A 23,043-nucleotide genomic window follows, 5' to 3' on the forward strand; every position below is an offset into this window, starting at 1 on the left:
TGCACTCATGCAGGCTCTTCTTTCCGTGAGAATGTTACATTTTGAATGCAAAAGAAATTCACGGTATAGTGTATACATAGGTCAGTACGTTTAGCTAAAGGAGCTGTAACCATTGATAAAAGCATTAATCTTTGATTTTGACGGGTTAATTTTAGATACAGAAACCCATGAATATGAAGTGCTGCAGGAAATGTTTGAGGAACACGGTTCAACATTGCCTTTATCCGTCTGGGGAAAGGTGATCGGAACGGCGGCGGGGTTTAAGCCGTTCGCATATTTAGAGGAGCAGCTGGGAAGAAAGCTCGATCATGATGAACTGACGGCGATCAGGCGCGGGCGCTTCGAACAGCGGATGAAGACGGAAACGGCACGTCCCGGAGTGGAGGCTTATTTAGCCGCGGCAAAAGAATTAGGGTTGAAGGTGGGGCTCGCTTCCAGCTCAGATTTTAAATGGGTGTCGGGCCATCTGAAGGAATTAGGCCTGTTTGATGAATTTGAAGTGATTCAGACGGCTGACGACGTAGAAGAAGTGAAGCCCAATCCGGAGCTCTATCTGAAAGCTGCGGAACATTTAGGCGTTGAACCTTCTGAATGTCTTGCCTTTGAGGATTCGGTCAACGGCTCAATCGCAGCCAAACGCGCCGGCATGAAATGTGTCATCGTGCCGAATAAGGTAACGAGCGCCCTGTTATTTGAAGAATACGATCACAGACTGGAATCGATGGCGGAAATGGAACTTGAATTACTCTTACAGCGATTGAACGATCAAAACGAACCGGCAGGGGGAAGCAGCATTGTCTGAGAAACTTGATCTGACCCGTTTTGAAAAGAAAATGGTCATACGGAATATGGAAGAGAAAGATATCAACAAAATTATTGAGCTGCAAAAGGATTGTTTTCCGGGGATGGAGCCGTGGGAGCCTGAGCATTTAATCAGCCATCTCGCGCACTTTCCGGAAGGTCAGTTTTGCGCCGAGTATGAAGGGGAAATTATCGGTTCATGCTCAAGCCTGATCATCAATTTCGATGAATATGATGACCGCCACACGTGGCAGGACATTACAGACGACGGTTATATCACGAACCACAACCCGGACGGATTGAATCTGTACGGGATTGAGGTAATGGTTCACCCGGAATACAGGCGGATGAAAATCGGACACCGGCTGTATGAGGCGAGAAAAGACTTGGCGAGACGATTGAATCTGAAAAGCATCATTATCGGCGGGCGGATTCCGAATTATCATAAGTATGCGGAAGAAATGACGGCGAGAGCCTATGTCGAACAGGTGACGCGCCATCAGATTTATGACCCGGTGCTTTCTTTCCAGCTGATGAACGGATTTACGCTCATGCGGATCAATCCGAATTATCTCCCGGATGACACCGCGTCCATTAAATATGCGACATTAATGGAATGGAACAATGTCGATTATCTGCCGCAGTCAAAGCGCTATTACAAATCGGCATTTCCGGTGCGCATCTGCGTCATTCAATATGAGATGAAAAAGATTTATTCTTTCGAGGAATTTGCCAATCAGGTTGAATATTATGTCGATGTGGCTTCAGATGCGAGATCTGATTTCGCGGTATTTCCGGAGATTTTCACGACGCAGCTCATGTCATTTCTCGAAGAGCGTTCTCCGAGTCTGGCCATTCAGAGGATTACCGAATATACCGAGGACTATATCAGCCTCTTTACAGATCTCGCGGTGAAATATAATGTGAACATTATCGGCGGCTCCCACTTCGTTGAAGAAGAGGGGAAAATTTATAACATCGCCTACTTATTCAGACGTGACGGCACGATTGAAAAACAATATAAGCTTCACATTACGCCGAATGAGCGGAAATGGTGGGGCATCAGCGCCGGAGACAGGGTGCGCGTATTTGATACGGACTGCGGAAAGATCGCCATTCAGATCTGTTACGATATCGAATTTCCGGAGCTTGCGAGAATTGCCGCGGATCAAGGGGCGAAAATTATCTTTACGCCGTTCTGCACTGAAGACCGCCAAGGCTATTTGCGCGTAAGGTACTGCTCTCAGGCGAGAGCGGTTGAAAACCAAATTTACACCGTCATCTCAGGTACGGTCGGAAACCTGCCGCAAACAGAAAATATGGATATTCAATACGCGCAGTCAGCCATTTTTGCTCCGTCTGATTTTGAATTCGCCAGAGACGGAATCGTCGGTGAAACGAATCCGAATATCGAAATGGTCGTGATCGGGGACGTGGACCTTGAAATCTTAAGAAGGCAGCGTGAAAACGGAACCGTGCGCCAGCTGAAAGACCGGCGCAAAGACATTTACCGGATTACGCATCTGAAATAAAAAAACGCCCGCTCCGCTTAAGGGCGGGTTTTTTTATAAAAACACTTGCACCGGCCCCGGTTTCGGGATATGCTCTTGTAGCCCTTTCGCTTTCTGGGAGAAAGCGTTTTTTTAATTGCCGCCGCTTTATTGACTCGCCCATGCCGCGCCTTTATATTCTTATTAAGAGGAAAACTTCACCATGAGAATCGGCGTCAGAAGCCGGGCAGCTTTCGATACAGTGCAATGATATTGAAAGGGAGATGAGCGGTGTGGAACATGTACAAAAAAATCAGTCACTCAAACAAAAGGATAAAGAGCTGATTTGGCACGCGATGAAAGGGGCGGAGCCGGATGACAGCATAATCGTCCAAAAAGGGGAAGGCGCCTGGGTTACGGACATTGACGGCAGACGGTATTTGGACGGCATGTCAGGTTTGTGGTGCGTCAATATCGGATACGGGAGAAAGGAGCTTGCCGATGCGGCTTACAGCCAATTGAAGGAGCTTCCTTATTATCCGCTGACCCAAAGCCATCAACCCGCGATTGAGCTTGCGGAAAAACTGAATGAATGGCTCGGCGGCGATTATGTAATCTTCTTTTCCAACAGCGGATCGGAAGCAAATGAAACCGCGTTCAAAATTGCCCGCCAATACCACATTGAAAACGGCGATCACAGCCGCTTCAAATTCATCTCCCGGTACAGAGGCTATCACGGCAATACGATGGGGGCGCTCGCCGCTACCGGCCAGGCGCAGAGAAAATATAAATATGAGCCGCTCTCACAAGGTTTTTTGCACGCGGCGCCGCCTGATCTTTATCGGAATCCCGGCGATGCCGTCACATTGGAAAGCGCGCATGAAATCGACCGGATCATGACGTGGGAGTTAAGCGAAACGATTGCCGGCGTTATTATGGAACCGATTATTACAGGCGGAGGGATACTGATGCCCCCGGACGGGTATATGGCAAAGGTAGAGGACATTTGCCGCCGCCACGGCGCGCTTCTGATCAGTGATGAAGTCATTTGCGGTTTCGGCCGCACGGGAGAGCCGTTCGGATTTCAGCATTACGGCGTTTCACCGGACATCGTCACAATGGCAAAAGGCATTACGAGCGCTTATCTGCCGCTGTCGGCAACGGCAGTAAAACGGGAGATTTTTGAGGCGTATTCGGACGCTGAGCCGTACGGCCGCTTCCGGCACGTGAATACATTCGGAGGCAATCCGGCAGCCTGCGCCCTTGCTTTGAAAAACCTGCAATTGATGGAGGACGAAAATCTGATCGCCCGCTCCCGGGAGCTTGGAGAACGGCTGCTCCGTGAGCTTGAGCCGCTCAAAGAACATCCGGCGGTCGGCGATGTACGGGGCAAAGGCCTTCTTGCCGGCATTGAGCTCGTCAAGGACAAAATCACGAAGGAACCCGCTGATGCCGCTCTTGTGCAGCACGTCATCACCGCGTGCAGAGAAAAAGGCCTGCTTGTCGGGAAAAATGGTGATACTGTAGCGGGATATAATAATGTCATTCAGCTGTCTCCGCCTTTTTGCCTGTCCGACGAGGAGCTCTCTTTCATCATTTCGACCGTCAAGGAAAGCGTGCTGAGCATTGATTTTTAAAGTAAAGGAGTAAAACATGAGTTTTCACAACCAGAAGATTCTACCGGCTATCCGGAACATGAAGCAATTCGATGCATTTTTAGAGAGTCCGTTCTTATACGGCGTCATTTTAGATATCCACCTCGGTCAATTAAAAGGTGTCGTGAATGAAGCGAAAAAACACGGAAAACTTCTGATGGTTCACGTCGATTTAATTCACGGCATTAAGCATGACGAATACGGTGCGGAGTTCATTTGTCAGGACATCCGGCCCGCGGGCATCATTTCGACGAGATCCGCCGTCATCGTCAAAGCGAAACAAAAGAAAATATACGCGATCCAGCGTCTGTTTCTCTTGGATACGAGCGCCATGGAAAAAAGCATGGAATTCGTCGGAAAGCATAAGCCTGACTTTATCGAGGTTCTCCCGGGCATCGTTCCGACTTTAATCAGAGAAATTAAAGAAATGACGGGGATTCCGATTTTTGCCGGCGGCTTCATCCGCACGGAGCAGGACGTTGAAAACGCCTTGCAGGCAGGAGCCACGGCCGTGACGACTTCAGACACCGAACTATGGGCTAAATATGAACATTCTATGACAAAAAAAGATTGACACCGCTTACACCCATTGTTACAATAGACCTAGGTTAATACTATGTGATGGAGACCCGGAGACCCACAACAGCTCTTTACGGAAGCAATAAAGCGTAAAGCGGTTTGTTGTGGGTTTTTTATTCTCTATAACTCTGTCAAACCTGCTATTTTGTCATTTAGGAGGAATGATGATGACAGCATTTTGGGGAGAAGTAATCGGTACAATGCTGCTTGTTATTTTCGGCGGCGGCGTTTGTGCGGGAGTCAACTTAAAGAAATCGCTTTCATACCAATCCGGATGGATTGTTATTGTATTCGGCTGGGGATTGGGAGTAGCCATGGCGGCATATGCCGTCGGCAGCATCAGCGGCGCTCACTTGAATCCGGCTTTAACGATAGGCCTTGCGCTTGAAGGCAGCTTTCCTTGGAAAGACGTCCCTGTTTATATTGCGGGACAGATGATCGGAGCAATGATCGGTGCGGTTGTTGTGTACCTTCATTATCTGCCGCATTGGAAGGCGACGGATGATCCGGCCGCTAAACTGGGCGTTTTCTCGACCGGCCCGAGTATTCCTCATACATTTGGGAATATGATAAGTGAAGTCATTGGTACGTTTGTGCTTGTGCTCGGCATTTTGGCAATCGGAGCGAATGAATTTACAAAAGGGCTGAACCCGCTGATTGTCGGATTCCTCATCGTTGCCATCGGGATTTCTCTTGGAGGGACGACCGGATATGCGATCAACCCTGCGCGGGATTTGGGGCCGAGAATCGCTCACGCCTTTCTGCCGATCCCGAAAAAAGGGCCGTCAAATTGGAAATATGCCTGGATTCCCGTAATCGGTCCGATCATGGGCGGTGCGTTCGGCGGCGTATTTTACAATGCCGCGTTTAAAGGAAATGTGACACTTAGCTTTTGGTTTGTAAGCGTTATAATGGTTGTAGTGCTTTTCATACTCTATATTTATACCAAGAAATCTCAATCACGGAAAACATTATCAAATTCTGAATATATTTAAAAAGGAGAGCGGCATCATGGAGACCTATATTTTATCAATTGACCAAGGCACAACAAGTTCAAGAGCGATTCTTTTTAATAAAGAAGGAAAAATCGTGCATTCCGCTCAAAAGGAATTCACACAGCATTTCCCTCAGCCGGGCTGGGTGGAGCACAATGCGAACGAAATCTGGGGATCGGTGCTCGCCGTTATCGCGACTGTGATTTCCGAGTCCGGAATCAGCGCTGATCAAATTGCCGGCATCGGCATCACGAACCAAAGGGAAACGACGGTCGTATGGGATAAAGATACCGGAAAGCCGGTATACAATGCGATTGTGTGGCAATCGAGACAAACATCCGGCATTTGCGAAGAGCTTCGTGAAAAAGGATATAATGATACATTCAGAGAAAAAACGGGACTTTTGATCGACCCTTATTTCTCAGGAACGAAAGTCAAATGGATTCTTGACAATGTAGAAGGCGCGCGGGAAAAAGCGGAAAACGGAAATCTTCTGTTCGGAACGATTGATTCATGGCTCATCTGGAAAATGTCCGGAGGCGCGGCGCACGTAACGGATTATTCCAACGCTTCAAGAACGCTGATGTTTAATATTCATGAATTAAAATGGGATGACGAGCTGCTTGATATTTTAGGCGTGCCGAAATCCATGCTGCCGGAAGTGAAACCGTCTTCTCATGTGTACGCGAAAACGGTTGATTATCATTTCTTCGGTAAAAATATTCCGATTGCGGGAGCGGCCGGAGACCAGCAGTCTGCGCTGTTCGGTCAGGCGTGCTTTGAAGAAGGCATGGGGAAAAACACATACGGCACAGGCTGCTTTATGCTGATGAATACCGGAGAAAAAGCCATCACTTCTGATCACGGCCTTCTGACGACAATCGCCTGGGGATTAGACGGAAAAGTCGAGTATGCCCTGGAAGGAAGCATCTTTGTCGCAGGTTCTGCCATCCAATGGCTGAGAGACGGCATGCGGATGTTTCAGGATTCGAAAGAAAGCGAGACATACGCAGAGCGTGTGGATTCCGCTGACGGTGTTTATGTCGTGCCCGCTTTCGTCGGATTGGGCACACCGTACTGGGACAGTGACGTGCGCGGCTCAGTTTTCGGCCTGACACGCGGAACGACGAAGGAGCATTTTATCCGTGCCACGCTTGAATCTCTCGCATATCAGGCGAAAGATGTGCTTGATGCCATGGAGGCTGATTCAGGCATCTCTTTAAAAACATTGCGTGTAGACGGCGGAGCGGTAAAAAATAACTTCCTCATGCAGTTCCAGAGCGACTTGCTTGATGTGCCGGTCGAACGTCCGGAAATTAATGAAACGACTGCGCTCGGTGCCGCATATTTAGCCGGAATCGCTGTCGGCTACTGGAAGGACAGCACTGAAATCGCCGATCAGTGGAACCTTGATAAGCAATTCAAACCGGAAATGGAAGATGAAAAACGCGATGAATTGTACGGCGGATGGAAAAAAGCAGTAAATGCAGCTATGGCTTTTAAATAAGATAAAATTATGGTATACTGAAAACAAGTTAATAGGAACGGTCCTGAGATGAGGAGAGACCACAGCACCAAAGTGATGACATGCGCTTTGGCTGTTGTGGTCTCTTTTTCTATACCGTGACAACAAGGAGGAAGCGTAATGATGAATCACCAATTTTCAAGTTTGGAACGGGATCATATGCTGGAAGACATGACTAAAAAAACATACGATCTGTTTATTATAGGCGGAGGTATTACGGGTGCCGGTACGGCGCTTGACGCTGCTTCAAGGGGAATGAAAGTCGCTTTGAGCGAAATGCAGGATTTCGCGGCCGGCACATCAAGCCGATCCACAAAGCTTGTCCACGGCGGTTTGCGTTATCTGAAGCAATTTGAAGTCAAAATGGTGGCTGAAGTCGGTAAGGAACGCGCCATCGTGTACGAAAACGGCCCGCACGTCACGACGCCGGAATGGATGCTGCTGCCGTTTCATAAAGGCGGCACGTTCGGTTCATTCTCTACTTCAATCGGCCTGCGTGTGTATGACTATTTAGCGGGAGTAAAAAAATCAGAGCGCAGAAGCATGCTGTCTGCTAAAGAAACGCTGCAAAAAGAGCCGCTCGTCAAAAAAGACGGCTTAAAAGGCGGAGGCTATTATGTAGAGTACCGGACGGACGATGCGAGACTGACGATTGAAGTCATGAAAGAAGCCGTTAAATTCGGTGCTGAGCCTGTCAACTATTCTAAAGTGAAAGAACTGCTTTATGAAAAAGGAAAAGTTGTCGGCGTTTTAATTGAAGATCTGCTGTCAGGCAAGGAATACAAAGTGTACGCCAAAAAAATCGTCAATGCGACAGGTCCGTGGGTCGACGAGCTGAGAGAAAAAGACCACAGCAAAAGCGGAAAACATCTCCAGCACACAAAAGGGGTCCATCTCGTATTCGACCAATCCGTATTCCCGCTTAAACAGGCGGTGTACTTTGATACGCCGGACGGCCGGATGGTGTTCGCCATTCCGCGTGAAGGAAAAACATACGTGGGTACGACCGATACGGTTTACAAACAAAAACTTGAGCACCCGCGCATGACGGTGCAGGATCGCGATTATGTCGTCAGCTCCATCAATTATATGTTCCCGGAACTGAACATTACGGCGGACGATATTGAATCAAGCTGGGCCGGCCTCAGACCGCTTATTCACGAAGAAGGGAAAGACCCGTCTGAGATCTCCCGTAAAGATGAAATCTGGACATCTCAATCAGGCCTGATTACGATCGCCGGAGGAAAACTGACGGGCTACCGTAAAATGGCTGAGCACATTGTCGATCTTGTCCGCGACCGCTTGAAAGAAGAGGGCGGCCAGGACTTCGGCGGCTGCAAGACGAAGACGATGCCGATTTCCGGCGGACATGTCGGCGGCTCTAAAAACTTCGAGTCATTTGTGGAAGCAAAGACAAAAGACGGCTTGAAAATCGGTTTATCACAGGAAACCGCTAAGCAGTTAGCCATCAGATACGGCTCTAACGTTGAAAATGTATTCAGCCGGATTGAAGGACTGAAAGACGAAGCGGAAAAACGCCAGATTCCGGTTCACATTTTGGCTGAAGCAGCTTACAGCATCGAAGAAGAAATGGCTGCGACACCTGCCGATTTCTTCGTCCGCAGAACGGGAAGACTGTTCTTCGACATCAAATGGGTGCAAACGTATAAAACGGCCGTGATTGATTACATGAGCGACCGATTCCAATGGAATGACGAAACGAAAGAAAAACACACTGAGTGGTTAAATACGCTGCTGCACGACGCGGTTGTTCCGCTCGAACAATAATAACCGGAGGGCTGTGCCGAAAAGGCATGAGCCCTTCTTTTATCTTTTTACATAAAGCATTTGGTTAAGTTATCAAGTGACACGGGCAGCCGCTTCATATTAAAATATGGTCATAAGCTGAAATTATAGGAGGACGAACATGAGTTGGAGTAAGAGTTACGAACGCTGGAATCAGGCCGAACAATTAGATTCAGAATTGAAAAAATTATTGGCGGACGCAGAAGGAAACGAGCAGCTGCTGGAAGATTTTTTCTACAAAAATCTTGAGTTCGGAACAGGAGGCATGAGAGGAGAAATCGGGCCGGGTACGAACAGAATGAACATTTACACGGTCCGCAAAGCATCCGCCGGACTTGCGGCGTATATCGCGAAACAGGGGGAAGACGCGAAAAAAAGAGGGGTTGCGATCGCATACGACTCCCGTCATAAATCTCCTGAGTTTGCGATGGAAGCTGCAAAAACCCTTGCTTCCCAAGGCATTCAAACATACGTATTTGATGAGCTCCGCCCGACGCCTGAGCTGTCTTTTGCGGTGAGAAAGCTGAACGCTTATGCCGGCATCGTCGTGACGGCCAGCCATAACCCGCCTGAATATAACGGATATAAAGTGTATGGCGATGACGGCGCACAGCTGCCGCCGAAAGAAGCGGACATCGTCATTGCGGAAGTGAATGCCATAGAAAATGAATTAACGATTCAAGTTGAAGATGAACAGTCGCTGAAAGAAAAAGGTTTGATTAAAATAATCGGTGAAGAAATTGATAAACCGTATACTGAAAAACTGACTTCCATCTCCGTACATCCCGAGCTTTCGGATGAAGTGGATGTCAGCGTCGTGTTCACTCCGCTTCACGGCACGGCAAATAAACCGGTGCGCCGCGGTCTTGAAGCACTCGGTTACAAAAACGTCACCGTCGTAAAGGAGCAAGAGCTGCCGGACCCGGATTTTTCAACCGTCAAATCGCCGAATCCGGAAGAGCACGCGGCATTCGAATATGCCATTAAGCTCGGAGAAGAACAAAATGCCGATATTCTTGTCGCTACGGACCCGGATGCCGACCGTCTCGGCATTGCCGTAAAAAACAGCGAAGGCAAGTACACAGTGCTGACGGGAAACCAGACAGGCGCGCTTTTATTGCATTACCTGCTTTCCGAGAAGAAAAAACAGGGCACCCTTCCTGAAAACGGTGTCGTCATGAAAACGATTGTCACGAGCGAATTGGGCCGCGCCGTCGCTTCATCGTTCGGATTAGATACGGTTGACACGCTGACAGGCTTCAAATTTATCGGAGAAAAGATCAAAGAATATGAAAAATCAGGCCAATACACGTTCCAGTTCGGGTATGAAGAAAGCTACGGCTACTTAATCGGCGATTTCGCGCGTGACAAAGACGCGATCCAGGCTGCGCTGTTAGCCGTTGAGGTATGCGCCTTTTATAAAAAGCAGGGCATGTCGCTTTATGACGCGCTGCTGTCCATTTTTAAAGAATACGGATATTACCGTGAAGGCCTGAAGTCATTGACATTAAAAGGAAAACAGGGAGCAGAGCAGATTTCCGCTATCCTGACTTCATTCCGAAACGATCCGCCGAAGCAGATGGCCGGAAAACAAATCACGCAGGCTGAAGACTATTCAACGGGAAAACGGACTGTATTTGCCGATCATCTTGAAGAAGATATTGATCTGCCGAAGTCAAATGTCCTGAAATATTTCCTTGAAGACGGCTCTTGGTTCTGCCTTCGTCCATCAGGAACGGAGCCGAAAGTGAAGTTCTATTTCGCCGTGAAGGGGACTTCTTTACAAGACAGCGAACAGCGTCTTGCCGCATTATCTGAAGCCGTCATGAAAACGGTGGATGGCATAGTGGAAAAAACGAAATAAACAACAAACCGCCGGAAGCGACATCCGGCGGTTTTTTTATACGCCTCATCCGAAAGTATGAGGAAAATTCATGCTGAAAACAAAGGAATATACAGAAAAGAATTGATATAATATGGATAATTCTGATTGGCCGGAGTGAGAGAAATTGACGAAAACGACGGTAGAAACGTTAAAAACGTTAAAAGCGATTGCGGAAACCTTAAACCAAAACCACGATTTAAAGGAAGCGCTTGATAAAGTGCTCCGCGAACTGCTCAGCCTGACCGGGCTGCAGACAGGGTGGATTTTTCTGATTGAGCCGGACGGGTCTTATACGCTCGCCGCATCCGCTTATTTACCGCCGGCTCTCGGTCAGCGGGAAAATGCACTCATGTGCAGCGGGGAATGCTATTGTCTGACCAAATTCAGCAATGGCGGATTGACAAAGGCCGTAAACATAATGAATTGCAAACGGATTGAATTTGCGGAACAGACGACGAACTGCCGCGATACGGAGGGCATTACCCATCATGCGACCGTACCGCTTGAGGACGGCGGCCGGAAGTTCGGATATTGTGCCTCACGTGCTGACCCATATGGTTCATGATGATCAGGATAAGGAAAAATATTATCAGCTGACCCCCCGTGAAAAAGATGTTCTTCAAGAAATAGCCAAAGGAAAAAGCAATAAGGAAATTGCGGCGGCCCTGTTTATTTCAGAAAAAACAGTGAAGACCCACGTGTCCAACCTGCTGTCAAAGCTGAATCTTTCCGATCGGACGCAGGCGGCATTGTATGCGGTAAAATATAATGTTTTGGGAAAGGCGGTAAAATCATGAGCATATTAGTGATCAGCGGCACACCGAGAAAAAACGGGCGGACGAGAATTGCCGCTTCTTATATCAGAGATCGGTTTCATACCGATTTTATTGATTTGAGCGAAAGTGAACTGCCGCTTTATAACGGTGAAGAAGAACAGAACGAGCTGCCTTCAGTGCAAAAGTTAAGGCGGCAGGTGAAAAAGTCAGCGGCCGTCGTCTTATTATCTCCTGAGTATCACAGCGGCATGAGCGGCGCTTTAAAAAACGCCATCGATTTTTTAAGCAGCGATCACTGGGCATACAAACCGGTGGCCGTCATTGCCGCGGCGGGCGGAGGAAAAGGAGGCATGAACGCGCTGGCGAATATGCGGACGGTCATGCGGGGCGTCTATGCAAATGTCATCCCGAAACAGCTGGTCTTAGACCCGATTCACATGGACATGGAGCGCCGGACCGTATCTGAGGATATGGCGGTCAGCCTGAAAGACATGATCGAAGAGCTGAATATGTTCACAAACACAAGAAATCCCGGCGTCTGACGCCGGGATTGTTTTATGTCAGCATGGCTAATTGATCTTCATAAGCGAGCTCTGTCGCATGATCAATATACCCGAGAAGGGAATACAGCTCTTTTTCAAGCACGGCATGATCATATTCGAAATGATACGCGTGCAGAAAGTGCTCAATACGCTTTGATAATAAATCATCTTTTGTACGAACCATCAAAATTAATAAATTGTCCCATTGAGACCGGTGTGTGTAATACAAGGCTTTATCATAATCGGCATGATCCATCTTACGCTTCTCCTTTCAATGAGAAGTTCTCCGTTAGTTTATGCCGCCGAAGCCCGGATGCAACGGGGGAAAACTTGGTGTCCTTATCACTGCGGCATAGCAATATGAGGGAGACATAAAATAAAACCGCATATCCGTCTCTTCTTTGGACACGCTAAGATTGACAAAAAACGACTCAGGAGAACATAAAGATGAAATCCCTTCCATTTGCGCTTGCCCTCTTGTTTTGCGGCATTCTCATTGCCTCTATCGCTGAAAAAGGGCATACAGAACACCTCGATCCGTCAGTTGAAAAATGGGAACAGCTCGCATGGAACCAGCTTGAACGTGAATACAAAGGGGCCGAGCTTACCGATTATTCGTACATGGGCCGTACAAAAGTGAACAGGGAACAGACGAAAGACGTGTTTCGCGTAACGGTGCAAACCGCAAAAGAAACGTTTTCATCCCGTGCTGAAGTGTATTTCCATCCCGTAACAAAACACGTGATCAGCATCAATATTTTCAGACTGTAAAAAAGCTGCACAGCCTTATGCGGCCGTACAGCTTATCAGGTATCAGAAGAAACGTTTTGCGCCGAGGTAGCGCTGTTTCCAATAGGAATTGTTCATGCTGGAAATAACGACTCCCGAATCGTTGGCATTAATAAACTGGCCGTTCCCGAGATAAATACCGACGTGGGAAGGTCCGGCTTTATAGGTTGAGAAAAAGACAAAGTCACCGACCGCCGGTTGGCTGACTGATGTCATCGTATTCCAGTAGCCTGCGGCTGAAAGTCTGGATACAGAAGTGACCTTATTGAGAACGTAATAAATGAAACCGCTGCAGTCAAAGCCTCTCGGCGTCGTCCCGCCCCATACATACGGTACGCCCAGCTGAGCTTTTGCGGCATCGATCATTACATTAATCTTTGCGCTTGTTGAACCTGTGCCGCCTGTGCTGCCGGACTGATTCGGTGTCGTGTTTGTCTGCTGCCCGGTAATCGTCAGTTTCTGTCCGATTTGAAGAACATCTGTTTTCAGATTGTTTTTCTCGCGGATCTGCTGGGCTGTCACATTGAACTTTTGGGCGATCACCCATAAAGAATCCCCGCTTTTCACGGTATATGTAGTGGTTTTCCCTGTATTTCCGGACTGGTTCGGAGCTGACGGTGAAGACGAAGAGCCGGAAGAAGACGTTTTGGTCAGCTTCAGCACTTGTCCGACCCGCAGCATGTCTGACGTCAGTTTGTTGATGCTTCTGATTTGCTGAACCGTCATATTGTATGCGTTTGCGATTTTCCAGAGTGAGTCTCCGCTTTTTACTGTATAGGAGGACGTTTGCGTCTGGTGTTGATTTTGGTTTGAATTGTCTTTTGACGGCGTGTTTCCCGAAGAAGACGTTCCTTTTGTTTTCAGGACTTGGTTTACGTAGATCGTATCCGTTTTTAAGTTATTTAATACTTTGAGTTCCGCAATGGTCATATTGACGCTGTTTGCGATTTTCCATAGTGAATCGCCGAGTTTGACTTTATAGGTCCCGGAAGATGATGACTGCTTTTTGCTGCTGTTTGAGCTGCTGCCAGGAGCGGTTTTTTTCTGATCGGTGCTTGAGGAAACTTTCCCCGTCACTTGCAGCTTCTGTCCGGCGCGGATTAAGTCGCTTGTCAGACCGTTCAATTTTTTCAGTTCCTGTACGGACATTTTAAAATCAGATGCGATCAGCCACAGCGAGTCTCCGCTTTTCACTGTATAGACGCTTTTAGTCGTGCCGCTGTTCTTTGAAGATGGCTTTTTGCTGCCGGAATCTGATTTGCCGTTAGGAATGTTGAGCGTCTGCCCGATAGAAAGAACGGTGGATTTTAGATGATTCGCTGATGTAATGGCATCCACGCTTGTATTGTAGTTTTGGGCAAGCTTCCATAATGAATCTCCGCTTTTGACCTTAATCGTTTGTGCTTCTGCCGGTGTTACAGCTAACGCAGACCCGACGATCGCAGATGCAGTCAAACCGACCGCTACCTTTTTTTTCATAGTGAATCTCCCTTTTCCTGCGATAATTTTTCTATCCCCATTCGTTGCAGCCGCAAGGTGAGGATATCAGTAATGATAATCTTTATATCGGCACTTGTCTGCAATCGTTTATCATATTAATAGAAATAGTCCTTTTTTCTTATGCCGGCATAAAAAAAGAAGGAATGCGGACATTCCTTCAGCTTCTGAGCAGTCTCATAATCTCCTCTTTGTTTTTGACCAGATCCCTTAACGTATATTTGTCTAAAACGGCCAGGTAAGCTTGCAGGGCTTCATTCAGAAGGTTCTTTAAGTTGCAGGCGGGAGATATGATACAGAGATTTTTTTTGGAGTCAAAGCATTCTACGATGTTAAAGTCGTCTTCTGTATGTCGAACGACTTCTCCAATGTTTATGTCTTCCGGTGTCATTCCTAATCGAATTCCGCCTCCCCGGCCCCGGATCGTTTCGACATATCCGAGCTGGCCGAGACGGTAAATGACTTTCATGAGGTGGTTTTTAGAGATGGAATAAGTATCTGCGATTTCTTTTATGTTGGAAAGTTCGTCGGAATGTCTGGAAGCCAAAAAAATCAAAACGCGTAAAGAGTAATCGGTATAGTTCGTTAATTTCATAGAATGACCTCGAAAAAAGAGATTTTGCTTCTGTTACAGTCTATCATATATGAATCTAAAATGAAAAAAAAGGAATTTGCCCCCTTAACTCAAAAAAAACGTGCGCTCCTTCTGAGCACACGTTTTTTTCGTTAAGACATCGGCGGCTTACGATCGTCAGCCGATTGATGTTTTTCAATTTTGCGATCCAATTTTGCGAGATAACGGGAGGCAAATTCTTTTCCGCCAAGACCGAATGAAAGTCCGAAGGCAAGCGCGAAACCGCCCAGAATCAGAATAAACGCGGCATTTACGATCGTGTCGGCGACACCGAGCTGATCCAGCGCCATAAAGATTGAGAGAGTGATAATGGTATATTTCGCAAGCGGCGCCAGGAATCTGAATTCCTTTCCGCTCAGCATGCCGGCAAGCAGCCTGCTGACAAGCTGTCCGGCCAAAAGTCCGATTCCGAGAATAAATACAGCGGCCAGAACATTAGGCAGGTAAGCGATAATACCGGTTGCGATAACGACGAGAAATTCGAGATGAACAAGCTGCAGCGCCTCTGCCGTAAAGAGCAGGACGATGATGATCTGAACAATCATGCCGACCGTCTGAGAAAGCGTCAGCTTCGGGGTGCCCGCCTGTTCAAAGCCCATTTTACCGAGAAGAGAGTCGAAACCGGCCCGGTGCAGGAGCCCGGATACAATGCTGCTGACCCATTTTCCGACCCAGATGCCGGCGATGATCAGCACAATACCGATGATGATATTAGGGAGCATTGTGAAGACCGTGTGCAGCATGGCTGACGCCGGTTCAGAAATACCCGCCACATCAAGCCGGTCAAGCGCAGAGATGATCACCGGAATGAAAATCAGCACGTAGACAATCGTTCCGATGATTGCCGACAGGCTCGTATCCTTCAGATAAATAGAAAGCCCCATACGTGCGGCGAGCCTTTCCGTTCCGATACTCGCCAGAAAGTTTGTGACGATATCACGGACGAGACGGGCAACAAGCCAGCCGATTAAAACAATCAGCGCCGCGGCGAATAATTTCGGTATAAAGGACAAAACGCTTTGAATCATATTTGTAAACGGCCCTGACACTCCGCTGATCTGGAGAGCGGACAAGACGCCGGGCAGGAACAAGAGCAAGACGAAGTAAAAAACGATTCGTGAAGCGGCCGTAACGGATCTGCTCATCTCCGCTTCTTCAGACACCATTGTCCATTTTCTGAGCCGGCCGTTTTCAGCGAGTTTCATGCCCGCTTTTTTGACGAGATAGCTGAAAAGCGAAGCGGCCGCCCAGCCCACGAGCAGAATCAAGCCGGCTTTTAAAACGCTCGGCACAGCCGCCGTTATCGCCGACAGCATGCTGACAAAAGGCGAAGCCACGGTTGTCAGATGCAGAATGTTAAAGAATAGAATAAAAACGATGATTAATGCGATAAAATAAATGACTTTACTGATGACTTTTTCTGAGGAATAGCGCGCCGGCTTTTTTTCGGCGAACAGCCTGTCGTCGATTTTTGTTTTTTGCAGGCCTTTGTATACGGCTTTTTCAATGATTTTGGCAATGCCCCAGCCGATAAGCAGGACGAGCAGTGCAATGATCAGATTCGGGAGTTTGCTGAGATACGTCGTAAGCATGTCTGCTGTATTCAAGTAGAATCGCTCCTTTTCTTTTTGGGGTATGGTGTGTGTTTTACCCACTTACATATAAAGCAAACAGGGCGGATGTGCCGAAAGTTTTCAGTCGGAAACCGGTCTGTTATTTCATCTTTTGAGAGGAGGGGTCATACATTATAAATAAGTCCAAGTAGGGGGGATTCGCTTGAACGCGGAGGAGACAAAAGGTTTACAGCGGGCAATTGAGGAAATAACCGACATTGCAAAGGGTTTCGGCCTTGATTTCTACCCGATGAGATATGAAATTTGCCCGGCTGAAATTATTTATACATTCGGCGCGTACGGCATGCCGACGAGATTCAGCCACTGGAGTTTCGGCAAACAATTTCATAAGATGAAACTCCATTATGATCTCGGTTTGAGCAAAATTTATGAACTTGTCATTAATTCCAACCCTTGCTACGCTTTTTTGCTGGACAGCAATTCGCTGATCCAAAATAAATTAATTGTAGCCCATGTTCTTGCCCATTGTGATTTTTTCAAAAATAACTGCCGCTTTCAAAATACGAACCGGGACATGGTTGAGAGTATGGCGGCTGCGGCGGAGCGGATTAAGCATTATGAAAGAATTCACGGGATAAAAGAGGTGGAGTCCTTTTTAGATGCCATTCTGGCGATTCAGGAACATATCGATCCGTCGCTCGTCAGGCCGAAGCTGCTGTGGAGCGTCGATGACGAAGAGGAGGACGAAGAAGAAACCGCGCCATCGCCTTACGATGATTTATGGGGAATGGATAAGCCGAAACAGGTGAAAAAGAAAAAAGGGAAAAAACCGTTTCCGCCCCGTCCGGAAAAAGATATTCTGCTGTTTATCGAGGAACATTCGCGGGAGCTTGAACCGTGGCAGCGTGACATTTTAACCATGATGAGAGAAGAAATGCTGTATTTCTGGCCTCAGCTGGAAACGAAAATCATGAACGAAGGCTGGGCATCCTATTGGCATCAGCGGATTATCCGCGAGCTTGACCTGACTTCAGATGAAGCCATCGAATTTGCGAAGCTGAACGCAGGCGTCGTTCAGCCGTCAAAAACGGGAATCAACCCGTATTATTTAGGGCTGAAAATTTTTGAAGACATCGAAGAGCGTTATGACAACCCGACAGATGAAATGAAAAAAACAGGAGTAAAGCCCGGTTCCGGACGCGAGAAAATGTTTGAGGTCAGGGAAATTGAATCGGATATATCATTTATCCGCAATTATTTGACGAAAGATCTCGTGATGCGTGAGGATTTGTATTTATTCCAAAAGCAGGGCAGGGACTATAAAGTGATCGACAAAGAATGGAAGGCCGTGCGCGACCAGCTCGTGAACATGCGGGTCAACGGGGGATTTCCTTATCTGACCGTCAATGACGGGGATTACCTGAAGAATAATGAGCTTTATATTAAACACTGGTATGAGGGAATTGAGCTTGATCTGAAATATTTGGAGAAAGTGCTGCCGTATCTGCACCAGCTGTGGGGCAGGAGCGTGCACATCGAATCTGTTCTTGAAGACAGAGAAGTGATGTTTTCGTATGACGGCAAAGGAGTGCACCGGAGATATCTGTAAAAGAAGAAAGGATGCGGGGAAATCCCCGCATCCTTTTTTATTTTCCGTGTTTCAGGATGTGAAAGATCTTTTTGGCCTGGTCCGTGTTGTTTAAAAGCCCCGTAAATGACTCTCTTCCCGGACCGTATGCGTAAACGGGAACTTCTTCGCCCGTATGATCGCCGGTTGTCCAGCCGCTGTTTGTTTTCGCATTAAAAAGCTTAATGATCGCTTTGTAGACGCTCTTGTCAGCATCCTGTTTTGCGGCCGTTTCGATCTGTTTAATTTCCGCTTTTGACCATTTCAGGTCTGTATAACGCGCAAGCACGGAAGATACGGATTTGCCCGCTTTGATTTGGTCAGCCATAAATGCCGGGGTTTTTTTGGCGGCAAGAATCGGTTCAACATGCCAGTTTTTATCGTCATTCGCGCCGATCGTCAATCCGCCGGTGGTATGATCAGCCGTGGCAACGACAAGCGTATGTTTGTCCTTTTTGGCAAATGCGATCGCTGCTTTATACGCTTTTTCAAAATCCTTCATTTCACTCATTGCGCCGACTATATCATTGTCATGTCCCGCCCAGTCTATTTGGCTTCCTTCGACCATTAAGAAGAACCCTTTTTTATTTTTGTTCAGCCTGTCGATCGCCGCCGTTGTCATGTCTTCTAATGAAGGGACAGCGTTTGACCGGTCGATTGCTTTGTCGAGTCCGCCATCGGCAAACAGGCCGAGAATCTTCTTGTTACGGTCCTTTTTCAGCTCCTGTTTTGATGTCACGTAGCTGTATCCCGCTTTTTTGAAATCCTTTGTTACATTGCGGTCTTTACGGATAAAGTTTGATTTGCCGCCTCCGAGGAGCACATCGACTTTTTGTTTTCCGTTGATGCGGTCATCAAAGTAGCTGCTTGCGATCTCATCCATGTTCTTTCGGGATTTGTTATGGGCTCCGAATGCCGCAGGGGTGGCGTGGGCAATCTCCGAAGTTGCGACAAGTCCGGTGGATTTCCCTCTTTGTTTCGCTTCTTCGAGGACGGATTTGACCCGCTTTCCTTTTTTATCGACTCCGATCGCCGCGTTATACGTTTTCACGCCCGTGGCCATTGCCGTGCCAGCCGCCGCGGAATCGGTAATATTGGAATCAGGATCGTCAGGATAAGTCATCATCATACCGGCGAGATTGGGGTCGAATGCCGTCAGTTTCATACCATCCGAAGGCTTTCCTTTGTTAATGACCGAACGGTAGGCGTTCATATAGGGTGCGCCCATTCCGTCGCCGACCATGAAGATGACGTTTCTGATCTCGTTTTTGTCAGGCTGTTTTTTTGCCGCAGCCTGTTCAGAGTGCTGAAACCCCGCGCCCGCAATCAGACCGGCTGTCAGCACGGATACGGCTGCCGCCGGCAGAAGTTTTGATCGAACCTGTTTAAATAGACTCATTCTCACTCGTCCTCCTTTAATCGTGTCTGCATGTCTAATGGTAGGGGGTGTTTGTAAAGAGCGCCTGTTCCTCCTGTAAATTTCAGGTGAAACATTGTTAGAAATGTAAATTCCGGTGTAACTTATGTTTTCAAGAAAGAGTGAAAACCATTCACTTTTTTGAAAAAGACGAGGATTTTTTTAACAAGGAGTTATTTGGAAAGTAAACTGCTTTGTTTTTCCAAAATACGAGGATCACAGGAAAAAAACATGACAAATTGACTCGTTTTTCGTCACGTTTGAAATCAAATTGAAATATTTAATACCCTTAAAAACTTTTTTCAAAAACGAATTAGTAAGAAATTTGTCACGGGAAGTCAAGTCTATTTCTAGTGGAAATTGAACCTTATAATAGGAAACAGATAAAAACTTTAAAAAAGAGACACATAAAATAGATAGAATCATTCAGGGAGGAAAATATGAAAAAGCAACTTGTTACAGCAACAACGGCAGTGGTTTTGGGGACGACTTTGTTTGCGGGCGCGGCGTCTGCGCAAACGATTAAGGTAAAAAAAGGCGATACATTATGGGGACTTTCAAATCGGTATGGAACGTCAATTAATTCCATTAAATCTGAGAACAAATTAAAATCGGATATCATTTACATCGGTCAGACGCTTTCGATCAACGGTAAATCATCTTCAGGTTCAAATTCGGGCAGCAAGTCATCATCGTCTACATATAAAGTCGTAAAAGGCGACAGCCTTTGGAAAATTGCGAATAAATATAAAATGACGGTAAACCAATTAAAAAGTTTAAACGGTTTAAAAACGGACCTGATCCGCATCGGACAAGTGCTTAAAGTAAAAGGATCAACTTCCGGTTCAGCGTCTTCAGGATCTTCGTCATCAAAGAAGCCTTCATCCAGCCATAATATTGCACAGACGAGCCTGAATGTAAACAAGCTGGTTTCTGATGCGCAATCTTTAATCGGCACGCCGTATGTATGGGGCGGAACAACGACTTCCGGCTTTGACTGCAGCGGATTTATCTGGTACCTGTTAAACAAACAGACGAGTGTCGGCAGAACAAGCACTGCGGGATACTGGAGCTCAATGAAGAGCGTATCCAGCCCGTCAAGAGGAGACTTCGTCTTCTTTACAACATATCAAGCCGGTCCTTCACACATGGGTGTATACATCGGAAACAACAAGTTCATCCATGCCGGTTCTGACGGCGTCACAACAAGTGATCTGAATAACAGCTACTGGAAACCGCGCTACCTGGGCGCGAAAAGATTCTAGCAGTGAGAGAAACCCGTTCATCCGAACGGGTTTTTTATTTAGACGGGGCAGAGCTCCATTTGTTTCACCTAAAAATGAAAATGTGATAAAAAATCTAAAAAGGTTTTCTTTTTTTCATTTTCATAGAGGGCGATGGCGTACGCGCCCGCGCTCGGCATCTGGGCGAATTCGCACGGAATTTCAATCATGCTGCCTGCGGCGAGTTCGGACCGTACCGCTGACAGCGGCAGAAATGAGACGCCCAGCCCCTCTTTAATAAATCGTTTCGTAATATGCGTCTGTGTCACCTTCATTGTCCTGACGAAAGGGAACTGTATTCTGACCTGGCGGAGCAAATCATCCCAATAGTCAGGATGGTTATGGGTCAAAAGCAGATATTGTCCGAACAGGTCTTTCACTTCATCCGCCTTCCCTGTCCCGGGTTTTCGGCCGGGTGGCGCGACGAGGACAACGGGGTCATTGTACAGGGGGAGGCAAGTGAGGGAAGATGATTGCACCTTTAAGCAGCTCAGTCCGATATCGGCTGAGCCGTTTCTGATTTGAGAGGCGATTTCTTCCGATTCGAAAATGGTGACCGTCATTTCGGTTTCTTTATTGTCCTCTGTATAACGCTTCATGACAGACGGGAGAACGGTGTCGGCGATAAGCGGCGAAACAGCGAGTGTCAGCGTGTGCGAGTAGCCCTGGCGCACCCTGTGCAGCTCCGCCATGCTGTTTTCATAGTCTTCCAAAAGTCTCATGGCAAACGGCACGTATGCTTTTCCTTCTTCCGTCAATTGTATTTTCCGGCCGCTCCGCTGAAACAGCTTGCAGCTGATTTCTTTCTCTAATAATTTTATATGAACGGTGACGGTCGGCTGAGATAAAAAAAGCGTTTCCGCCGTTTTTCTGAAATTCTCGTATTTTGCCGCGGTGACGAAGGTGTGAAGCCATTTAAAATCCATAGATGCACTCCTCTGATTAAAAGTTTTAATTAATTCCCTTAAAAATATTCATTATTTTTTAAATATTATATTTACTATAATAACAGAAAGAGGATAAGGGGGAATGAAATTGATTTATCGTGGATTGAAAGGGATTACTTGTGCAGAAACGGCGATCAGCCACATTGACGGAGAAAAGGGGCATTTAATATATCGCGGCTATGACGCGAAGGATATCGCATTGCAATTCAGTTTTGAAGAAGCGGCGTATCTCATTTTGAACGGGGCGCTTCCTGATGAGCGGCAATTGCTTGCGTTTCAGGAAGAACTTGCAGCCGAGCGCGGGCTTCCGAAACATTTGATCGGCTTACTGGAAACGCTTCCGGATGAAATGGACGACATGGCGGTGCTGAGAACGGCTGTTTCAGGTTTGGGCACAGATTCATTTACATATCCGCCCAAGCCGGAAGAAGCGATTAAACTGATTGCCGTCACACCGACGATTATTGCGTACAGATACCGCCGTAAACAAGGGCAGGAAGCGCTGTCACCCGAGGCGCGATACGGACACGTTGAAAACTATTTGTATATGCTGACAGGCAGGCAGCCGTCCGCAGCCCAAAAGAAAGCGCTTGAGACGTATATGATTCTGGCGATGGAACACGGGATGAATGCATCGACTTTTTCAGCGAGAGTCACGGTTTCGACTGAATCGGACTTAGTGTCTGCCGTCACTGCCGCACTGGGTACGATGAAAGGGCCGCTGCACGGAGGCGCGCCTTCAGGCGTCACGAAAATGCTTGAAGACATCGGGGAAAAAGAAAATGCAGAAGCGTATTTGACAGCGAAGCTTATGAGGGGAGAACGCCTGATGGGCTTCGGGCACAGGGTGTACAAAACAAAAGACCCGCGGGCGGAAGCGCTGCGCATAAAGGCTGAAGAAGTGGCGGGAAATGATCCGTCGCTTGACTTGGCGCTTTATGTGGAGAAGGAAGCCATCCGCTTGTTAGAGCAATATAAGCCCGGACGGAAGCTGTATACGAATGTGGAGTTTTACGCAGCGGCTGTGATGCAGGCCATTGATGTCGACAATGATTTATTTACGCCGACCTTTTCAGCAAGCAGAATGGCAGGCTGGTGCGCACATGTGCTTGAACAGTCCGCTGACAACATGATTTACAGACCGTCTGCGAAATACACCGGCGCTTTTCCCGAAACGGCTCAGCAGCTTTAATTACCGGCATATTTGTCCGTTTAACTCCC

The 23,043-nt window shown here is 47.4% G+C and carries 19 protein-coding genes and 2 pseudogenes; 15 read left to right on the top strand and 6 right to left on the bottom strand.

The window, feature by feature from the left end; translation table 11 throughout:
- Positions 1-112 precede the first annotated feature (112 nt).
- The 11 genes and pseudogenes from L3V45_RS04635 to L3V45_RS04685 all read left to right on the top strand — a co-directional run bounded on the left by L3V45_RS04635 (position 113) and on the right by L3V45_RS04685 (position 12,054).
- Positions 113-802, top strand: a complete 690-nt coding sequence (locus L3V45_RS04635; RefSeq protein ID WP_003155347.1) for an HAD family hydrolase — start codon at positions 113-115, stop codon at positions 800-802.
- A complete protein-coding gene (locus L3V45_RS04640; protein ID WP_003155346.1) occupies positions 795-2,333 on the top strand; it encodes a bifunctional GNAT family N-acetyltransferase/carbon-nitrogen hydrolase family protein in 1,539 nt (512 codons plus the stop codon). The genes L3V45_RS04635 and L3V45_RS04640 overlap by 8 nt, the downstream gene beginning before the upstream one ends.
- Before the next feature lie 242 nt (positions 2,334-2,575).
- On the top strand, positions 2,576-3,928 hold the full coding sequence (locus L3V45_RS04645) for an aspartate aminotransferase family protein (protein WP_095315274.1): 1,353 nt from the start codon (positions 2,576-2,578) through the stop codon (positions 3,926-3,928).
- 16 nt (positions 3,929-3,944) lie between these two features.
- Complete coding sequence (locus L3V45_RS04650; protein WP_003155344.1) at positions 3,945-4,520, top strand: glycerol-3-phosphate responsive antiterminator; 576 nt, start codon at positions 3,945-3,947, stop codon at positions 4,518-4,520.
- Positions 4,521-4,692: 172 nt separating this feature from the next.
- Positions 4,693-5,520 (top strand): MIP/aquaporin family protein, encoded by an 828-nt coding sequence (locus tag L3V45_RS04655; RefSeq protein WP_236837271.1) that lies wholly within the window; start codon positions 4,693-4,695, stop codon positions 5,518-5,520.
- 16 nt (positions 5,521-5,536) lie between these two features.
- On the top strand, positions 5,537-7,027 hold the full coding sequence (glpK, locus tag L3V45_RS04660; RefSeq protein ID WP_007610291.1) for a glycerol kinase GlpK: 1,491 nt from the start codon (positions 5,537-5,539) through the stop codon (positions 7,025-7,027).
- Between the two features lie 138 nt (positions 7,028-7,165).
- Positions 7,166-8,833 (top strand): glycerol-3-phosphate dehydrogenase, encoded by a 1,668-nt coding sequence (gene glpD / locus L3V45_RS04665; RefSeq protein WP_003155341.1) that lies wholly within the window; start codon positions 7,166-7,168, stop codon positions 8,831-8,833.
- 139 nt (positions 8,834-8,972) lie between these two features.
- Positions 8,973-10,715 (top strand): phospho-sugar mutase, encoded by a 1,743-nt coding sequence (locus L3V45_RS04670; RefSeq protein WP_063174155.1) that lies wholly within the window; start codon positions 8,973-8,975, stop codon positions 10,713-10,715.
- 145 nt (positions 10,716-10,860) lie between these two features.
- Positions 10,861-11,265 (top strand): annotated as a pseudogene (locus L3V45_RS04675) (GAF domain-containing protein); the annotation flags it as partial.
- Positions 11,234-11,533 (top strand): annotated as a pseudogene (locus L3V45_RS04680) (response regulator transcription factor); the annotation flags it as partial. The pseudogenes L3V45_RS04675 and L3V45_RS04680, both read left to right, overlap by 32 nt.
- Positions 11,530-12,054 carry an NADPH-dependent FMN reductase gene (locus tag L3V45_RS04685; RefSeq protein ID WP_236837272.1) on the top strand — a complete coding sequence of 175 codons (525 nt, stop codon included), beginning with the start codon at positions 11,530-11,532 and terminating at the stop codon, positions 12,052-12,054. The pseudogene L3V45_RS04680 and the gene L3V45_RS04685, both read left to right, overlap by 4 nt.
- A 13-nt stretch (positions 12,055-12,067) precedes the next feature.
- On the opposite strand, the gene L3V45_RS04690 is transcribed toward L3V45_RS04685, so the two are convergent.
- Positions 12,068-12,310: a YhdB family protein gene (locus tag L3V45_RS04690; protein WP_003155335.1), complete on the bottom strand. Its 243-nt coding sequence runs from the start codon at positions 12,308-12,310 to the stop codon at positions 12,068-12,070.
- Between the two features lie 191 nt (positions 12,311-12,501).
- Between L3V45_RS04690 and L3V45_RS04695 the strand changes: the two genes are divergently transcribed.
- Positions 12,502-12,825 (top strand): DUF3889 domain-containing protein, encoded by a 324-nt coding sequence (locus L3V45_RS04695; RefSeq protein WP_003155332.1) that lies wholly within the window; start codon positions 12,502-12,504, stop codon positions 12,823-12,825.
- A 42-nt stretch (positions 12,826-12,867) separates the two neighbouring features.
- Here the strand turns inward: L3V45_RS04695 and L3V45_RS04700 are convergent, their stop codons facing one another.
- From L3V45_RS04700 to L3V45_RS04710, 3 genes are all read right to left on the bottom strand, one after another.
- A complete protein-coding gene (locus tag L3V45_RS04700; protein WP_069448631.1) occupies positions 12,868-14,322 on the bottom strand; it encodes a peptidoglycan endopeptidase LytF in 1,455 nt (484 codons plus the stop codon).
- Between the two features lie 178 nt (positions 14,323-14,500).
- Positions 14,501-14,935 (bottom strand): nitric oxide-sensing transcriptional repressor NsrR, encoded by a 435-nt coding sequence (gene nsrR, locus L3V45_RS04705; RefSeq protein ID WP_003155328.1) that lies wholly within the window; start codon positions 14,933-14,935, stop codon positions 14,501-14,503.
- Between the two features lie 131 nt (positions 14,936-15,066).
- A complete protein-coding gene (locus L3V45_RS04710; RefSeq protein WP_003155326.1) occupies positions 15,067-16,581 on the bottom strand; it encodes a mechanosensitive ion channel in 1,515 nt (504 codons plus the stop codon).
- Positions 16,582-16,750: 169 nt separating this feature from the next.
- Between L3V45_RS04710 and L3V45_RS04715 the strand changes: the two genes are divergently transcribed.
- A complete protein-coding gene (locus tag L3V45_RS04715) occupies positions 16,751-18,157 on the top strand; it encodes a SpoVR family protein (RefSeq protein ID WP_015388494.1) in 1,407 nt (468 codons plus the stop codon).
- Positions 18,158-18,194: 37 nt separating this feature from the next.
- On the opposite strand, the gene L3V45_RS04720 is transcribed toward L3V45_RS04715, so the two are convergent.
- Complete coding sequence (locus tag L3V45_RS04720; RefSeq protein ID WP_003155322.1) at positions 18,195-19,574, bottom strand: alkaline phosphatase PhoA; 1,380 nt, start codon at positions 19,572-19,574, stop codon at positions 18,195-18,197.
- Between the two features lie 458 nt (positions 19,575-20,032).
- On the opposite strand from L3V45_RS04720, the gene L3V45_RS04725 reads away from it, so the two are divergent.
- Positions 20,033-20,857, top strand: a complete 825-nt coding sequence (locus L3V45_RS04725) for a C40 family peptidase (protein WP_003155321.1) — start codon at positions 20,033-20,035, stop codon at positions 20,855-20,857.
- A 68-nt stretch (positions 20,858-20,925) separates the two neighbouring features.
- Here L3V45_RS04725 and L3V45_RS04730 read toward each other — a convergent pair whose 3' ends face one another.
- The gene (locus tag L3V45_RS04730) at positions 20,926-21,801 is read right to left on the bottom strand and encodes a transcriptional regulator CitR (RefSeq protein ID WP_003155320.1); all 876 of its coding nucleotides are present in this window, start codon (positions 21,799-21,801) and stop codon (positions 20,926-20,928) included.
- 109 nt (positions 21,802-21,910) lie between these two features.
- Here L3V45_RS04730 and L3V45_RS04735 point away from each other — a divergent pair, with 109 nt between their 5' ends.
- Positions 21,911-23,014 (top strand): citrate synthase/methylcitrate synthase, encoded by a 1,104-nt coding sequence (locus L3V45_RS04735; RefSeq protein ID WP_024085068.1) that lies wholly within the window; start codon positions 21,911-21,913, stop codon positions 23,012-23,014.
- The last annotated feature ends 29 nt before the right edge of the window (positions 23,015-23,043 follow it).

This window comes from Bacillus sp. R45 (assembly GCF_021729365.1).
GTDB lineage: Bacteria > Bacillota > Bacilli > Bacillales > Bacillaceae > Bacillus > Bacillus velezensis.

What these genes read in the sequence shown, in the direction of transcription:
- L3V45_RS04720 (WP_003155322.1), bottom strand. Translation starts at nt 19,574, where the DNA reads ATGAGTCTATTTAAACAGGTTCGATCAAAACTTCTGCCGGCGGCAGCC.
- L3V45_RS04695 (WP_003155332.1), top strand. Translation starts at nt 12,502, where the DNA reads ATGAAATCCCTTCCATTTGCGCTTGCCCTCTTGTTTTGCGGCATTCTC.
- L3V45_RS04650 (WP_003155344.1), top strand. Translation starts at nt 3,945, where the DNA reads ATGAGTTTTCACAACCAGAAGATTCTACCGGCTATCCGGAACATGAAG.
- L3V45_RS04725 (WP_003155321.1), top strand. Translation starts at nt 20,033, where the DNA reads ATGAAAAAGCAACTTGTTACAGCAACAACGGCAGTGGTTTTGGGGACG.
- L3V45_RS04690 (WP_003155335.1), bottom strand. Translation starts at nt 12,310, where the DNA reads ATGGATCATGCCGATTATGATAAAGCCTTGTATTACACACACCGGTCT.
- L3V45_RS04655 (WP_236837271.1), top strand. Translation starts at nt 4,693, where the DNA reads ATGACAGCATTTTGGGGAGAAGTAATCGGTACAATGCTGCTTGTTATT.
- glpK (WP_007610291.1), top strand. Translation starts at nt 5,537, where the DNA reads ATGGAGACCTATATTTTATCAATTGACCAAGGCACAACAAGTTCAAGA.
- glpD (WP_003155341.1), top strand. Translation starts at nt 7,166, where the DNA reads ATGATGAATCACCAATTTTCAAGTTTGGAACGGGATCATATGCTGGAA.
- L3V45_RS04670 (WP_063174155.1), top strand. Translation starts at nt 8,973, where the DNA reads ATGAGTTGGAGTAAGAGTTACGAACGCTGGAATCAGGCCGAACAATTA.
- L3V45_RS04645 (WP_095315274.1), top strand. Translation starts at nt 2,576, where the DNA reads ATGAGCGGTGTGGAACATGTACAAAAAAATCAGTCACTCAAACAAAAG.
- L3V45_RS04685 (WP_236837272.1), top strand. Translation starts at nt 11,530, where the DNA reads ATGAGCATATTAGTGATCAGCGGCACACCGAGAAAAAACGGGCGGACG.
- L3V45_RS04700 (WP_069448631.1), bottom strand. Translation starts at nt 14,322, where the DNA reads ATGAAAAAAAAGGTAGCGGTCGGTTTGACTGCATCTGCGATCGTCGGG.
- nsrR (WP_003155328.1), bottom strand. Translation starts at nt 14,935, where the DNA reads ATGAAATTAACGAACTATACCGATTACTCTTTACGCGTTTTGATTTTT.
- L3V45_RS04730 (WP_003155320.1), bottom strand. Translation starts at nt 21,801, where the DNA reads ATGGATTTTAAATGGCTTCACACCTTCGTCACCGCGGCAAAATACGAG.